The organism is Acetobacter garciniae (assembly GCF_017377735.1).
Lineage (GTDB): Bacteria > Pseudomonadota > Alphaproteobacteria > Acetobacterales > Acetobacteraceae > Acetobacter > Acetobacter garciniae.
In genome coordinates, this window is the sequence record NZ_JAFVMH010000006.1 from 101,633 (window position 1) to 115,324 (window position 13,692).

15 protein-coding genes and 1 tRNA gene are annotated in these 13,692 nt (G+C 62.8%); 4 read left to right on the top strand and 12 right to left on the bottom strand.

What is annotated here, in order from left to right; genetic code table 11:
- Positions 1-130 precede the first annotated feature (130 nt).
- A complete protein-coding gene (locus tag J2D77_RS12125) occupies positions 131-601 on the top strand; it encodes a MucR family transcriptional regulator (RefSeq protein WP_207846541.1) in 471 nt (156 codons plus the stop codon).
- A gap of 147 nt (positions 602-748) precedes the next feature.
- Positions 749-1,039: an integration host factor subunit beta gene (locus J2D77_RS12130; RefSeq protein WP_207846542.1), complete on the top strand. Its 291-nt coding sequence runs from the start codon at positions 749-751 to the stop codon at positions 1,037-1,039.
- Positions 1,040-1,254: 215 nt separating this feature from the next.
- Here the strand turns inward: J2D77_RS12130 and J2D77_RS12135 are convergent, their stop codons facing one another.
- Both J2D77_RS12135 and murJ read right to left on the bottom strand, forming a co-directional pair.
- The gene (locus tag J2D77_RS12135) at positions 1,255-2,724 is read right to left on the bottom strand and encodes a UdgX family uracil-DNA binding protein (RefSeq protein ID WP_230975759.1); all 1,470 of its coding nucleotides are present in this window, start codon (positions 2,722-2,724) and stop codon (positions 1,255-1,257) included.
- A gap of 15 nt (positions 2,725-2,739) precedes the next feature.
- A complete protein-coding gene (murJ, locus tag J2D77_RS12140; protein ID WP_207846543.1) occupies positions 2,740-4,284 on the bottom strand; it encodes a murein biosynthesis integral membrane protein MurJ in 1,545 nt (514 codons plus the stop codon).
- Between the two features lie 219 nt (positions 4,285-4,503).
- Between murJ and J2D77_RS12145 the strand changes: the two genes are divergently transcribed.
- Positions 4,504-5,622: an AI-2E family transporter gene (locus J2D77_RS12145; protein WP_207846544.1), complete on the top strand. Its 1,119-nt coding sequence runs from the start codon at positions 4,504-4,506 to the stop codon at positions 5,620-5,622.
- Between the two features lie 123 nt (positions 5,623-5,745).
- Here the strand turns inward: J2D77_RS12145 and J2D77_RS12150 are convergent.
- The 7 genes from J2D77_RS12150 to J2D77_RS12180 form a co-directional block, all read right to left on the bottom strand.
- Positions 5,746-5,819: transfer RNA gene (locus J2D77_RS12150), tRNA-Pro, on the bottom strand.
- 64 nt (positions 5,820-5,883) lie between these two features.
- Positions 5,884-6,525 carry a MerR family transcriptional regulator gene (locus J2D77_RS12155; protein ID WP_230975760.1) on the bottom strand — a complete coding sequence of 214 codons (642 nt, stop codon included), beginning with the start codon at positions 6,523-6,525 and terminating at the stop codon, positions 5,884-5,886.
- On the bottom strand, positions 6,518-6,841 hold the full coding sequence (locus J2D77_RS12160) for an integration host factor subunit alpha (protein ID WP_331000114.1): 324 nt from the start codon (positions 6,839-6,841) through the stop codon (positions 6,518-6,520). The genes J2D77_RS12155 and J2D77_RS12160 overlap by 8 nt, the downstream gene beginning before the upstream one ends.
- A gap of 68 nt (positions 6,842-6,909) precedes the next feature.
- Entirely contained in the window at positions 6,910-7,875 is a 966-nt protein-coding gene (locus tag J2D77_RS12165) for a beta-ketoacyl-ACP synthase III (protein WP_207846546.1), read from the bottom strand.
- 78 nt (positions 7,876-7,953) lie between these two features.
- Positions 7,954-9,060, bottom strand: a complete 1,107-nt coding sequence (gene plsX, locus J2D77_RS12170; RefSeq protein ID WP_207846547.1) for a phosphate acyltransferase PlsX — start codon at positions 9,058-9,060, stop codon at positions 7,954-7,956.
- A gap of 85 nt (positions 9,061-9,145) precedes the next feature.
- A complete protein-coding gene (rpmF, locus tag J2D77_RS12175) occupies positions 9,146-9,349 on the bottom strand; it encodes a 50S ribosomal protein L32 (RefSeq protein ID WP_207846548.1) in 204 nt (67 codons plus the stop codon).
- Positions 9,350-9,588: 239 nt separating this feature from the next.
- The gene (locus J2D77_RS12180; protein ID WP_207846549.1) at positions 9,589-10,143 is read right to left on the bottom strand and encodes a DUF177 domain-containing protein; all 555 of its coding nucleotides are present in this window, start codon (positions 10,141-10,143) and stop codon (positions 9,589-9,591) included.
- 253 nt (positions 10,144-10,396) lie between these two features.
- On the opposite strand from J2D77_RS12180, the gene J2D77_RS12185 reads away from it, so the two are divergent.
- A complete protein-coding gene (locus tag J2D77_RS12185) occupies positions 10,397-10,960 on the top strand; it encodes an outer membrane protein assembly factor BamE (protein ID WP_207846550.1) in 564 nt (187 codons plus the stop codon).
- A gap of 84 nt (positions 10,961-11,044) precedes the next feature.
- Here the strand turns inward: J2D77_RS12185 and J2D77_RS12190 are convergent, their stop codons facing one another.
- The 3 genes from J2D77_RS12190 to J2D77_RS12200 are packed head-to-tail and all read right to left on the bottom strand — an operon-like array spanning position 11,045 to position 13,675.
- Positions 11,045-12,427 carry an ATP-binding protein gene (locus J2D77_RS12190; RefSeq protein WP_207846551.1) on the bottom strand — a complete coding sequence of 461 codons (1,383 nt, stop codon included), beginning with the start codon at positions 12,425-12,427 and terminating at the stop codon, positions 11,045-11,047.
- 8 nt (positions 12,428-12,435) lie between these two features.
- Positions 12,436-13,158 carry a response regulator gene (locus tag J2D77_RS12195; RefSeq protein WP_207846552.1) on the bottom strand — a complete coding sequence of 241 codons (723 nt, stop codon included), beginning with the start codon at positions 13,156-13,158 and terminating at the stop codon, positions 12,436-12,438.
- Positions 13,148-13,675, bottom strand: coding sequence for a MarR family winged helix-turn-helix transcriptional regulator (locus J2D77_RS12200; RefSeq protein ID WP_207846553.1), 528 nt, complete (start codon positions 13,673-13,675; stop codon positions 13,148-13,150). The genes J2D77_RS12195 and J2D77_RS12200 overlap by 11 nt, the downstream gene beginning before the upstream one ends.
- Positions 13,676-13,692 lie beyond the last annotated feature (17 nt).

Below are 13,692 nucleotides of genomic sequence, written 5' to 3' on the forward strand. Positions count from 1 at the left end.
TCAGATCCCCAACACATCTTTTGCACGACATTTGAATTTAATGTGCCAAATCCCTATATTCTCTATTCCCAAGGAAAAATGAATTGACTATACTTCCGTTCATTCACTTTAAATTTTTATTGGGTCAGCCATGAGTGAGAACCAGAACTATTCGCCTATCTTAGATCTTGTGTCCGAGATCGTGTCCGCACATGTTTCCAACAACCAGACGGACCCTGCCTCCATCCCGGCCATGATCAGAGATATCTATCAGGCCCTCAAGATGGCGGACCAGCCCCAGAGCGAGCCCGAGAAGCTTCAGCCCGCCGTGCCGGTCAAGCGTTCGGTCTTCCCCGACTACATCATCTGTCTGGAAGACGGGAAAAAGCTCAAGATGCTCAAGCGCCACCTGCAGAGCGCTTACGGCATGACGCCTGAGCAGTATCGTGAACGCTGGGGCCTGCCGGTCGACTATCCCATGGTCGCCCCCAACTATGCCGAACGGCGTTCGACCCTTGCGCGTGAAATCGGCCTGGGCCGTAAAATCCACGCCGCAGGCAACGAGGACGAAACGGGTGGTCGCGGCAAACGCGGCAAGAAGACAGCGGCAACCGCCAGCTAGGCGGCAACGCTATTACCCGGGAGATCTGGCGGTGCATTCTGGTTCGCACCGCCGGGTTTTCTGTCCTGAAGTCACCCCCCGAGAGGCGAGACTTACATATCGCCTGTTACAGTCTATCTGGCTACCTGATGGGATGAGAGCTCCGGCATGACCAGATCTGAGCTGATTGCAGCCTTGATGCAGAAAAATCCACATCTGCAACTTCGCGAAGCGACCCTTCTTGTCAACACGGTGTTCGGCGGCATATCGCAAAGCCTTGCCAATGGGCAACGTGTCGAACTGCGGGGCTTTGGTGCTTTTTCCGTCAAGGAACGTGATCCGCGTCTGGGCCGCAACCCCAAGACCGGCGAACAGGTACAGGTGGACAAGAAGCTTGTCCCCTTTTTCAAGACTGGCAAGGAACTTCACCAGCGCCTGAACAAGGGCCACAAGAGCTAAGAGCCTGTTTCAAAAGCTGGCTCAACCCTGATCGGAACTGCGGCTTTTTCCACACCGGATGCCTCCGGCTTATCTCCCTTTGCTACGACTGCCGCCGGTCGATCCCATTCCCACAGTGTACCCTGGCCTGCCGCTGACTGGCGGGAAGGCTTGTCCCTGCCTTGCAGGTGCTCCTTCCACCGCATGCAAGTGCTCGGGCCCGCGGCTTTTCGTGCCTATTCCGCGCGCGCCTTCTGGGCCAGAAATTCGCGTGCCAGCTTCAGGTCGCTGATGAAACGGGCCTTTTCGCGCTGCCGGCTTTCTTCATCAGGCAGCCTGAGCAGATAGGACGGGTGCACCGTCACCAGTCCGTTCGTGCCATCCTCCAGCGCCAGAATACGCGACCGCTCGCGCGAGATGGTGACGGACCGACGCAACAGGCTGCTGGCTGCGGTGGCGCCCAACATGACAATCAGTGTGGGCTTAAGCACACGGCGCTCGGCCTCCAGCCAGATGCGGCAGGCCTGTATCGAATCCTCGCCCGGTTTCTGGTGCAACCGGCGCCCGCTCCTGAACATGAACCGGAAATGCTTGACCGCGTTGGTAATATATACCTGTTCGCGCGTGAAACCCGCCGCCGCCAGGGCAGTATCCAGCACCTGCCCCGCCGGCCCCACAAAAGGCTGCCCTGCCAGATCCTCCTGATCCCCGGGCTGTTCCCCCACCAGCATCAGGCCTGAAACCGGCCCTTCCTGCCGTATGGGGCGGCCGGGGGGCACAGGCTGCTCTACCTCGCCCTCGAGCCCCGGGCCACGATCTCCCCGACACTGGTCCTGACGGGTCAGATGACCCTGACCATCGCCAATATCACCCTCAGCATCGGAAACAGCAGCGCCATCGGGCTGGTCGGGGCCAAAATCGGTCCGGGTCACACCAAAAACCGTGCGTGACGCGGGCTGCCACAGGCTACAGGCCCGGCAATCCATGGCCAGGTCACCCAATTCCGCCAGCGTGCCGGCCGCGTGCACGTCCTCCAGGCTCGGCGGCATGACCGTATGCGGGTAGCCATGCCACAAGCCGTGGCCCGACACCTGCCACTGCGCGGTCACGATCCGCTCGACCTCGGAGTCTCCGGGGCCGAAGAACAGCTTTTTTCCGTTCCACAGCGCCCGACGATAGGGCGTGCGTATTTCCCATATCCGGGCGTTGCGGGCCACACAGAACGCCGCATTGGCCTCCACGATGTAATTGCGGGGCCGATAGAGCCAGCATCTTTGCGCCTGTGTGGCGGTAAAGGCCGAAAACTCCGTTCTGAACGCCCGGGTTTCGGCATCTACGCCAGCGACGAGGCTGTGCAGGGCCAGAAGATCCGCATCCTGATCGTCCCGCAGGTCGAGCTGGCCTTGCGCCACGCGATAGACCAGCCTGTAGGCGAGGGCGAAACGCTGGGGATCATGGGCCTGGATGGCCCGTTCGAAGCACTGCATCAGAACGCGCGGCACCGCGAAATGCGTCGCCTCGCGCCCTGCCCCGTCCGTATCGACCGCTGCTGCCTGACCCCGCTGCGCAGCAGGGTCAGATGCCTCATCAAAGCGGACGACGCGCCAGGTCAGGTCGTCGGGTGGCGTGCCGGCACCCGCATGCGCCCGTGCGGCCTGCCGCCATGTTCCGAAATCAACCTGATGCGCCAGGACTATTTCGGGCATGGATTGATCTCCTGCTTAGCGCCGACCGAGCCGTTTGCCGATGGCAGCCCCGGTACTGCGCAGATTGATGACACCCAGCCCGTGCAGCAAGACGGGATAGGCCATGACACCCACCCCAACCATGCCCGCAAGCCAGACCGCGCGCGAGAAAAAAGCCCCCGGCAGCGGAAAGCCCAGCCCCGCAAGCCAGAGCCCCGCCCCCATCCCCACCGCCGCAAGCAGAACCCGCGCAAGGCGGAACGTCATGGTGGCGGGCAGGACCAGTGCGGCGCGATGCCACAGCAGGAAAGCCAGACAGGCAACGTTGATACAGGCCGCAAGGCTGCTGGCCAGCGGGGGGCCCATATGGGCCAGCGGCTTCATGAACGCGAGGTTGAGCAGGACATTCAGCACCAGGATCGCAATACCCACATAAACCGGCGTGCGCGTGTCACCCCGTGCAAAAAATGCGGGGGACAGGACCTTGACCAGCACGAAGGCAGGCAGCCCCATGGCGTAGGCCCGCAGTGACTGCGCCGAAAGCATGGCGTCATGCTGGGTAAAGGAGCCATGGCCGAACAAAACGATCATGATCGGATCGGCCAGAACCATCAGCCCCGCCACCGCAGGCAGGGTCAGCAGCAGCACATATTCAATGGAACGGTTCTGCGCATTATGAGCAGCGTCGTGTTCGGCGGCGGCCAGATGGCGTGTCAGCACCGGCAGCAGCGTCGTGCCCGCGGCGGCCCCCAGCACACCAAGCGGCAACTGGTTGATCCGGTCGGCAAAATACATGAGCGACACGCTCCCCGCCGGAAGCAGCGTGCCGATAATGGTATCGATCGTCAGGTTGATCTGGCCCACCCCGCTGCCGATCAGCCCGGGCACCATCCTGCGCAAAAGCAGGCGGATACGCGGTGTCAGGGTCGGCCACAGGGGGGACAGGCCAAACCGTGCTCGTTCGCACGCCCATGCCAGCAGCCCAAGCTGCACCACACCCGATGCGGTCACCCCCCAGGCGGCGGCATAGGCGACATTGGGGAAGAAAGGGGCCGCGCCCAGAATGGCTGCGATTCCCACCACGTTGAAGGCAAGATAAGCCGCCGACGCCATGCCGAAACGATGCAGCCCGTTCAACACCCCCGCCAGCAGGGCCGCGGCACAGATCAGCACCAGATAGGGGAAGGTGATGCGGCTCAGGCTCACGGCCAGTTCGTAGCGATCCCCGTTCTGCAGGAAACCCGGGGCGATCACACGCAGGATCTGGGGCATGAACACTTCGCCCAGGACGCACAGGAACACCAGCCAGCCCAGCATGACACCCAGCGCCTGGCGGGCGAACAGCCGGGCCTCATCCTTGCCTTCACGCGTCATGACGGAGGAGAACAAGGGCACGAAGGCCGCATTGAACGCGCCTTCGCCAAACAGGCGGCGAAACATGTTCGGCAGGCGAAACGCCACCTGATAGGCATCCTGCAACGCACCGGCGCCCATCAGGGCCGCCAGAAGCTGGTCACGCACCAACCCGAGAATGCGGCTGAGCATTGTCCAGCCACCAACCGTAAGAAAATTTCTAAGCATGAAACATCGCTTGATCCTTGCGGTCAGCCCGCCGGGGCAGGAGAATGACCGGCGTCGCAAAACTGTGGAAGCCTTCCTGCGCGTTTCCACTTTGACAAAGCCCCGCTTGGGCATGCCGCTTAGCGCGCTATATTATCCAGTGTCAAAACGCTATGATCGGCAAACGGTGCGAAGACAAGCACCTTGCACGAACCGGAATGTTGGAAAGAACACAGCCGAATGCCCGATACCCCCGCCCAGCAACCGGTTTCTGCCCCTTCACGCTGTTCGCTGACCAGACCCAGCCACCGCTCCCGCCGGGGGCAGGAGGCGGCCCGCACCTTTCTCGCCCTCTTTATCGTCGCCGTAGCCCTTTACACCATCCAGGGCTTTCTGCCCGCGCTGGTATGGGGCAGCGTGTTCGCCATTGCCACATGGCCGCTTTATACGCGCGCATGCCGCACCTGGCCGAATGCCGCGGGTGGCGCACTGCTGCCCCTGCTTTTTACCGCGGCCATGGCGCTGCTGTTCGTCATTCCCCTGACCCTGCTCACGCTTGAAGCCATTGGCGAGGCGCAAAGTGCCCTGGGCTGGCTGACGCATGCGCGCGAATTCGGGGTGCCCCTTCCCCAGATCGTCAAACGCCTGCCGATCGGCTCGGCCACCATAGCCCATTGGTGGGAAGACCATCTTGCCAATCCGGGCGATGTCTCGGACATGATCGGTTCGCTCGACGTGCATGGGGTCGCGTTCACCAAGACCCTGGGCACCCAGATCGCGCATCGCAGCACCCTGTTCTGCTTTTCCATCCTGACCCTGTTCTTTCTGTACAAGGATGGTCCTTCGGTCATCAGGCAATGCCGCGTGGCGTCGTGCCGGGCCTTTGGCAAGCGCGGTGAAAGCATAAGCCGCCAGATCGTGGCCTCCATCCACGGTACCGTGCAGGGGCTGGTGCTGGTCGGCATTGCCGAAGGGGTAATCATGGGCGTGGTCTACCTGGTCGCCCATGCACCCCGCCCGGCCCTGTTCGGGGTGATAACCGCCGTGGCCGCCATGGTTCCGTTCTGCGCGCTGATTGCAGTGGGCCTGGTTTCGGTGCTGATCATGGCCCAGGGCGCATCCATTACCGGACTTGTCACCTTCTGTATCGGCATGAGCGTTATTTTCGTGGCCGATCATTTCGTGCGCCCCACCCTGATCGGCGGCAGCACGCAACTGCCGTTCCTGTGGGTGCTGGTGGGCATTCTGGGAGGGGCAGAAACATGGGGGCTGATCGGGCTGTTCGTCGGCCCCGCGATCATGGCGACACTGCACCTGCTCTGGCGGCGCTGGACGACCGGCAACGGGGCAAGAGCCTGATAGCGGGCATTGGGGAAAGGCTTGGAAAATAGCCCCCTGAAACAGAAAAACACGCAAGACTGATCGGGCCGTAGCCCCATCATTCCTGCGTGTTTTTCAGCAACCGGATCGGTTGAAAACATATCGGGCAGGCGGGATTCGAACCCACGACCCCCAGTCCCCCAGACTGATGCGCTACCAGACTGCGCTACTGCCCGTTAAGTGTGGAGTGGTGTTTAGCAGGCTCAATTCCCCCGCACAACCCACCCCGTACAGTTTTTTTCAACCGACCAGACGGGCCCGGATCGCCTGAAGTTCGACAAGGATATCAGCCAGTTCCTGGCGCAGTTCATCACAGGCTGCGGATTGCAGCGCACTGGCGGGGGAAAGGGCGGGCTCGCGGTCCACCACCACGGTTTCCTGGCTTTCAAGGTCGAACACGGCCTGTACGATGTCGGTATTCGGCAAGGGCGCGGGCGGCAATACGGCAGGCGGAACCGCCAGGGTTGGCGCGCTGTCCCGGGTATCGAGAAGCGTGCCGTAGTCACCATCCGACTCCGCACCCGCTTCAGCCGTATCGACGGCGATCACGCCTTCGCGCAGCAGCCGCTGCACGCCCTTGACCGTGTAACCCTGGGTATAGAGCAGATCGGCGATCCGGCGCAGCAGGGCGACATCGCCCGGGCGGTAATAGCGCCTGCCGCCACCCCGCTTGAGCGGGCGTACGGCTTCGAACTGCGTTTCCCATAATCTGAGTGTATGCTGGGGCACGTGCAGCTCGTCCGCGACCTCGCTGATCGTGCGGAAGGCGAGCGGGCCTTTTTCCAGCCGGGCGGAGTCGAAGCTGTCATCCTCGGACTCGGCGGGCTGGGGCGGCAGCAGGCCCTGCACCGGATCGGGCCGGTCCATCATGCGTTCACTCATCGTCCTGGGCTCCGGCCTCGAGCGTTTCGTGATTGACTTCGGCTTTCAGCAACTGGCTGGAGCGGAAAACCAGTACGGAGCGCGGCATAATCGGCACTTCCTGGCCGGTTTTTGGATTACGCCCGGAACGCTGGCCCTTCTTGCGCACGGCAAAAGTGCCAAATCCGCTGATTTTCACGCTTTCGCCGCGCTCAAGGGCGGCCATCACCGTCTCCAGGATATCTTCCAGGAGCACAGCGGATTCTCTACGAGACAGCCCTACCTGCTGATAGATCTGCTCTATCAAGGATGCACGCGTAACAGTTTCCATGTGAATGAAAGTAACACGCCTGCACCGCGCGTCAATTCATTCACACCGCCAATCCGCAGGTTGTTATAATATAATTAGAGTCGGGCCAGGGCCGAGCCCCAGGTCAGGCCCCCACCCAGCGCTTCCATCAGCACCAGGTCGCCTTTGCGAATGCGCCCATCCCTGACCGCTTCATCCAGTGCGAGTGGGACCGACGCGGCCGAGGTATTGGCGTGGCGGTCCACCGTCACCACCACACGTTCGGGCGGGAGACGCAGTTTTTTGCCCACACCCTCGATAATGCGGATATTGGCCTGATGGGGCACCAGCCAGTCCACATCCTCGTAGGAGAGGCCATGGGCCTGCAACGCTTCATCGACCGAGGAGGACAGCTTGGACACCGCGTGGCGGAACACGTCGCGCCCGCTCATGCGCAGATGCCCGCTTTTTTCGGGCTGGCCCACTGCCCCGTCGACATAGAGCAGGTCACCCAGCGTGCCGTCGGAATGCAAATGGGTGGACAGGATACCCCGCCCGTCATCAGCGTCGGAGGCCGAAAGCACGACAGCGCCCGCACCATCCCCGAACAGCACGCAGGTTCCCCTGTCCGACCAGTCGAGAATGCGCGAATAGACCTCGCTGCCGATCACCAGCACATTGCGCGCCTGCCCGGCCCGGACAAACGCATCGGCCGTGGCCAGCGCGTAGATAAAACCTGAACAGGCGGCGGCGATATCGAACGCGAAAGCGTGCTTTATGCCCAGTTCGGCCTGAACCCGCACGGCTGTCGCGGGAAAAGCCTGGTCGGGTGTGGCCGTGGCCAGCAGCACGGCATCGATATCGTCAGGGGTGAGCCCGGCATACTCCATTGCACGGCGGCCCGCCTGGGCCCCCATGCTTGCGGCGGTATCGTTCGGTCCGGCCAGATGGCGTCGGGTAATGCCGGTGCGGGTTCTGATCCACTCATCGGAGGTATCGAGCTGGGCAGCCAGTTCCGCATTTGTAACGACCCTGTCCGGAAGATATCCGCCAAACCCGCTTAGAAGCGAATGCTTCGCCATCGCCGTTCTTTCATAATCCACCAGCACGGCTGTCCAGGCGTTACACCTGGCGGGCAATACCGTGCATGCGTTCCGTTGTCAGGAAGCCGAGGCCGCCGGTTCGCGCCCTTCTACCACCTGCTGGCGCGAAACCAGTGCGCCCATGTGGGACAGGCGGTCACGAATGCTGTCGTTGAAACCGTGCGTGACCATGTCCATGGCAACATCCACCGCAGCCGCGAAGCCTTCGGCATCGGTGCCACCATGCGACTTTACAACCACACCGTTCAACCCGACAAACACAGCACCGTTATAGCGCCTAGGGTCGAGCCATTCCTTCATCCGCTCCAGGCCGGGGCGGACGAGCAGATAACCGATCTTGGCGACAATACCGTTCTGGAACACGCGACGCAGCAGCGTGGTGGCCATTTTCAGCACACCCTCGCCGGTCTTGAGCGCCACATTGCCCGTGAAGCCGTCCGTTACCACCACGTCGGTCGTGCCGGCGGTGATATCGTGCCCTTCGACAAAGCCGTGGAACTGCGCGCCCAGCGGGCTTTCACGCAGGGTTTCAGCCGCCACGCGCAGCTTTTCATCGCCCTTGAGTTCTTCCGAACCGATATTGAGCAGGCCGATGGTGGGCGCGGGCAGGCCAAGCACGGACTTGGCGAAGGCCTCGCCCATCACGGCGAACTCGACCAGGTTGCGCGAATCACATGCGACATTCGCACCCAGGTCGAGCATGACCACATCGCCCTTGATCGTCGGGCTGATAGCCGCCATGGCCGGGCGGGAAATGCCCGGCATGGTCTTGATGACGATCTTGGCCAGAGCCAGCATGGCACCGCTGTTACCGGCGGACACCACGCCCTGCGCCCGGCCGCCAGCCACAGCATCCATCGCCAGGCGCATGGAAGACTGGCGCAGCCGCAGGGCCGAGGTCGGCTTCATGTCCATGGAGATGGACACATCCGTATGCCAGACCGTGCAGATAGCCGCAGCCTTGGGGTATTTGGTCAGCAGGGGGCGAAGGCTTGCCTCGTCCCCGATCAGCAGCACCTTGATGCCGCGATGCCTTTCTGCAGCGACAGCCAGGCCGGCAACAACAACCTCTGGAGCCCCATCCCCTCCCATTCCATCTATCGCGAGGCTGAACACCTCGTTCGGGTTGGAAGGAAAACTGTCTGGAATCTCGGTCTTGTTCATGCCTGCTTCTCTGCCATGCCGCAGATGCCTTGCCCCCACAGTCGCGCGTTACTGTTGCAACCCGCCGTCAATCCACGCCTGATAATCAGGCGCGAACCGCTACCTTCAGCGCCTTGCCGGAGGCAACCACTTCACGACCGTCATAATGGCCACAATGGCTGCACACATGGTGCGGGCGCTTGAGTTCACCGCAGTTCGAGCATTCGGCATATGCTTCCACGCTCAGCGCTTCATGGCTGCGACGCATGCCACGGCGTGAGGGGGAGGTTTTCTTCTTGGGTACAGCCATGAGCCTGAGCCCCTTCCTGAAACACTAAGTTACAAAACGTCCGGCCGCGCGCTTGTTCACGCCGCCGGACAACACCATTCGGTTCATCACCAGACTGAGCCGCGGGCTCTAGCAGACAGCAAGCTTTTTCGCAAGCAATCCGAAAAGAAAACCCGTACCCGTCATTCCTATCACGCGCCGTTCACGCCCCAGCGCCTGCCCCGGAGCCACCCCCAAGGGGCGCCCCCAGGGCCGCCCCTTCACGCATTGCCGCCTTTCCAGCGCGCAAGCCCCGCGAAGGGATTGGCCGTCTTTGCCTTTCGCTCCTGCGCGGCGATGGCCTCCGCCTCGTCCTCATCCATGATCAGGCCGGGGGGGAGAACCAGGTCGGGCGCATGGGGGTACGGGTCAAGATCCAGCGCAAACTGCTCCACCGCGGCTTCACCCAGATCGATCTCCTGGCCCTCGTACGGTATTTCGTCCACCGCCTCCAGGTCCGGCACATCAGAGTCCGTGAAATCACGCGCAGGGATGAAGCGGACCACAAAAGACCCCGCCATCATATCCTCAAATACTTCAAGGCTGACCACACAGGTCTGCATGAAGCGCGCGGCAAGTGCACCCTGTGCCTCCACCACGCCGCGGCCCCTGTCATGCAGGGTGTAACGGCAGCGCAGCATGGCGATTTCGGGCAGGCCCAGGCGCAGGGCCACCCGGCGGCGTTCCTCTTCCGTGGCCTCGACGGTATGATCCGTCCCGTCACTCCCGATTCGGCGCACCGCCATGGGGCGGGAAAATTCTGGCTTGTCGGTCATGGCGGCCTCCTGAGCTGTCGCGATATGGCATCCGGGCGGGGATCGGCCTGCAACGGCGCATTCCGTCAGGACGCTTCTATCATATCGGGCATTCCGCGCGGCGCAATGGCACAATAAAACCGCACTGGCACTTTGCTTTGCCGCCCTCGGGAATTGACGCCTCGCGGTGGTTGAGGCATCCCCGACCTGATAGGAATGTGCCACGGCGCATGCCAGACGATACGACCTCAAGTAGCTGGGAAACCCTGAGCAGATGACACAGCCACACCGCAACGGACTAGCCCGCCTGCGCAGCACCTGCGGGGCGTTCTGTGCGGTTGTCCTGCTATCGGGCTGCGCGGTTTTCGCCCCCAGCCTTATTCCGCGTGGCTCCCTGGCTGAACCCGACGACTATAACCAGTTGATACCGGGCACCAGCACCCGCGCGGATGCGCTGGACCTGATGGGCTCGCCCACCACGCGCGGCGCGTTCGATGACAATGTGTGGATCTACATCACCATGGCCACACATATGGTCCCCATGGATTTCCCCGCCGTCAGCAAGCAGCAGGTGGTTGTGCTGCGTTTTGACAATACCGGCAAGATAACAAGCCTGCGCACCCTCAGCCGCAAGGACGGCATGAACGTGGCCATGGTCGACAAGATCACGCCCACACCGGGCACCAAGATCAATGTCATGCAGCAGATCCTGGGCAATGTGGGCCGCTACAACCCCATGCAGAACATGATGGGCTCTGGCTCGGGCGACGGCATGATGGGCGGCTACAACAACAACATGCAGGGCCCCGGCCATTTCGGTTCGGGCAACTCGCTCTAACCACCGCAGGCGGCAGCCTTACTCCACGGCGCGCTCTTTTCCCGCAAATGGCAACGCCCGCCTGCGCCGCGCAAGGGTAAAACCTTACAGCGGCAGGATGACCCTGACCCGCAGCCCGCCGAATGGAGAATCCTCCAGCGTAAGTTCGCCGCCATGCGCGCGGGCGATATCGCGTGCAATCGTCAGGCCAAGGCCCGTGCCGCTGCTGCGCCCGCTTTCAAACGCCCGGAGCACCAGGGCGCGACGCTCGGGCTGGATGCCCGGCCCGTCATCATCGACCAGCACGCACACATTGCGCCCCGCCAGATAGGCCTTGAGCCTGACACAGGCGTCATGCCTGCGGGCATTGTCCAGAAGATTGGCAAAGGTGCGGCGCATGGCGTCCGGCCGCATGGGCACTTTCAGGTCGGGCGGGACATCGATCGCCTCCACCCGCACTCCGGCCCGGCGGGCGGCAGCCACCACGTCCTCCAGAAAGGTGGGAAGCTCGACCTGGGTGACGGTTTCGGCCCCTTCCCCCCGGGCGAAGGCGAGATAGCTCTCGATCATGTGTTCCATTTCGACCACGTCGCCCACCATGTCCTCTACGTCCTGGCGGATATCCTCGGCCTGGAGCGCGCCAGATTGCGGCAGCATGGCCAGCGAAAGGCGCAACCGGGTCAGGGGCGTGCGCAAATCGTGCGATACCCCGGCCAGCACCCCCATGCGCTGGGACACGAAGCGGAAGATGCGTTCCTGCATGCGGTTGAACGCTACGGCGGCCTTGCGCACTTCCTGCGCGCCCACGGGGCGGATGGGCCCGGTATCGCGCCCCAGCCCGAACTGTTCGGCCGCGCGGGCCAGAAGCCGGATGGCCTTGACCTGCTGGCGCATGAACAGGCTTGCGATGACCGACAGCAGCACCGTGCTGCCCAGCGTCCAGGCCACGAACAGCCAGAGCTGCCCCATATCCAGCCGCTTCCTGGGTGCATCCACGTCCAGCACGCCATCGGGCAGTTGAATGGAAATTTTGACCGTACGCGGGTTCTGCCGCCAGTTGACGAAAAACGGATAGCTGATCGAAGTCTGCAAGGCCCGGGCCAGGTCCTCGTCCATCGGGCCCAGCACATGGGTGGACCCGAAACGCCGCAGCCGTGCGCCGCCATGCCATGTTTCGACAAGCTGGAGGTTCTGCCTGGCCTGTTCGACGAACCACTGCTTGTCTTCGGGCTGCTTGAGCCGTTCGAGCGCGTTCAGCGACAGGACGATTTCAGACGTGACACTGTCTGAAAGCCGGCGCGATACGACCTGGAGAAAATTGCCGTAGAACAGTTCCAGCGCGATACCCTGGGTTATCAGCAGCGGGAACAGCACGATCAGAAGCGAGCGGCCCAGGAACGAACGCGGCAGCACCCGGCGGATGGATTTTTCCATGTTCCGGGTCTGGTTGGGCACGAAGAAAAGGCGTCCGAAGACCCGCTTTCTCATTTCAGCCTCTAGAGGCCGGGCTTGAGCACGTAGCCACGGCCACGAATGGTATGCAGGAACCGTGGCTCACGCGGGTCGGGCTCTATGCAGCGGCGCAGGCGCGTGACCTGCACATCCACCGCGCGTTCGCCTATTTCGCCCATATCCATGGCCTTGGCGATATCCTCGCGCGTGAAAACCTCGTTGGGCCGGCGGGCCAGAACCGCCAGCAGCGCAGCTTCGCCCCCGGTCAGGTGAATATTGCCCCTGGGCCCCGCCAACAGCATGCGGGCAGGATCGAATTCCTTGTCGCCCAGGCGGACCACGCGCAGGTTGTCCGATGCAGGGGCAGGCTGGTTGCGCCGCAGATGCGCCTTGAGCCGCAGCAGCAGCTCGCGCGGTTCGAACGGTTTGCCCAGGTAATCGTCCGCCCCGGATTCCAGCCCGCTGATACGATCGGCGGGCTCACCGCGCGCCGTCAGCAGCAGGATGGGCAGGTCCTGGCCGGCATCGCGCAAGGCGCGGGTCAGTTCCAGCCCGTTTTCACCGGGCATGCTGACATCAAGCACGATCGCATCGGGCTGGATTCCTTCAAGGCTTGAACGCGCATCCGCAGCACTGGCCGCGACACTCACGCGAAAACCGTGTTCGAACAGGTAACGCTGCAACAGGCGGCGCAGGCGCGGGTCGTCATCCACCACCAGCACATGGGGGGCTACCTGCCCCTCCATCAGATCCTGCCTAGCTCCCATGCGAAACCTCCCTGCGCCCCGAAGGCTCCTCGGCCAGCAAACTCCGGCTGTGTTCTGACAACATTCCGCGCATGACCCGGCGGAACCCTTCCACGGCGGTTCCCCCCGCCTCGCGATAGGCGGTGACCAGCCTCTGGCGCACTACCGCGAACAGCCGCGCTTCCGCCGCCTTGCCCGCCGTGCTCAGGTAAAGCAGCTTCTGGCGCTTGTCGTTCCTGCCGCGCCGGGTTTCCAGATACTGCCGTGCCTCAAGCTCATGCAGGGTGCGGCCCAGGCTCTGTTTTGTCACCCCCAGAATATCCTGCAGATGCGTGACGGGAATACCGGGGCTGAATGCCAGCGCCTGCAACACGCGGTGATGCGCGCGGCCCAGCCCCACCTCTTCCAGCACGGGGGCCACGGCTTCGGCCATGTCGCGGCCGACCAGGAACATCAGCGTCTGCGCCAGGCGCAGGCGTTCTTCACGCAGGAAAAGAAGGTCAGCCCCTGCTGCGTCCCTGGAAGGCGAGAGTGTCATGGCATTATGCGCTGCAT

What these genes read in the sequence shown, in the direction of transcription:
- J2D77_RS12125 (WP_207846541.1), top strand. Translation starts at nt 131, where the DNA reads ATGAGTGAGAACCAGAACTATTCGCCTATCTTAGATCTTGTGTCCGAG.
- J2D77_RS12130 (WP_207846542.1), top strand. Translation starts at nt 749, where the DNA reads ATGACCAGATCTGAGCTGATTGCAGCCTTGATGCAGAAAAATCCACAT.
- J2D77_RS12135 (WP_230975759.1), bottom strand. Translation starts at nt 2,724, where the DNA reads ATGCCCGAAATAGTCCTGGCGCATCAGGTTGATTTCGGAACATGGCGG.
- murJ (WP_207846543.1), bottom strand. Translation starts at nt 4,284, where the DNA reads ATGCTTAGAAATTTTCTTACGGTTGGTGGCTGGACAATGCTCAGCCGC.
- J2D77_RS12145 (WP_207846544.1), top strand. Translation starts at nt 4,504, where the DNA reads ATGCCCGATACCCCCGCCCAGCAACCGGTTTCTGCCCCTTCACGCTGT.
- J2D77_RS12155 (WP_230975760.1), bottom strand. Translation starts at nt 6,525, where the DNA reads ATGAGTGAACGCATGATGGACCGGCCCGATCCGGTGCAGGGCCTGCTG.
- J2D77_RS12165 (WP_207846546.1), bottom strand. Translation starts at nt 7,875, where the DNA reads ATGGCGAAGCATTCGCTTCTAAGCGGGTTTGGCGGATATCTTCCGGAC.
- plsX (WP_207846547.1), bottom strand. Translation starts at nt 9,060, where the DNA reads ATGAACAAGACCGAGATTCCAGACAGTTTTCCTTCCAACCCGAACGAG.
- rpmF (WP_207846548.1), bottom strand. Translation starts at nt 9,349, where the DNA reads ATGGCTGTACCCAAGAAGAAAACCTCCCCCTCACGCCGTGGCATGCGT.
- J2D77_RS12180 (WP_207846549.1), bottom strand. Translation starts at nt 10,143, where the DNA reads ATGACCGACAAGCCAGAATTTTCCCGCCCCATGGCGGTGCGCCGAATC.
- J2D77_RS12185 (WP_207846550.1), top strand. Translation starts at nt 10,397, where the DNA reads ATGACACAGCCACACCGCAACGGACTAGCCCGCCTGCGCAGCACCTGC.
- J2D77_RS12190 (WP_207846551.1), bottom strand. Translation starts at nt 12,427, where the DNA reads ATGAGAAAGCGGGTCTTCGGACGCCTTTTCTTCGTGCCCAACCAGACC.
- J2D77_RS12195 (WP_207846552.1), bottom strand. Translation starts at nt 13,158, where the DNA reads ATGGGAGCTAGGCAGGATCTGATGGAGGGGCAGGTAGCCCCCCATGTG.
- J2D77_RS12200 (WP_207846553.1), bottom strand. Translation starts at nt 13,675, where the DNA reads ATGACACTCTCGCCTTCCAGGGACGCAGCAGGGGCTGACCTTCTTTTC.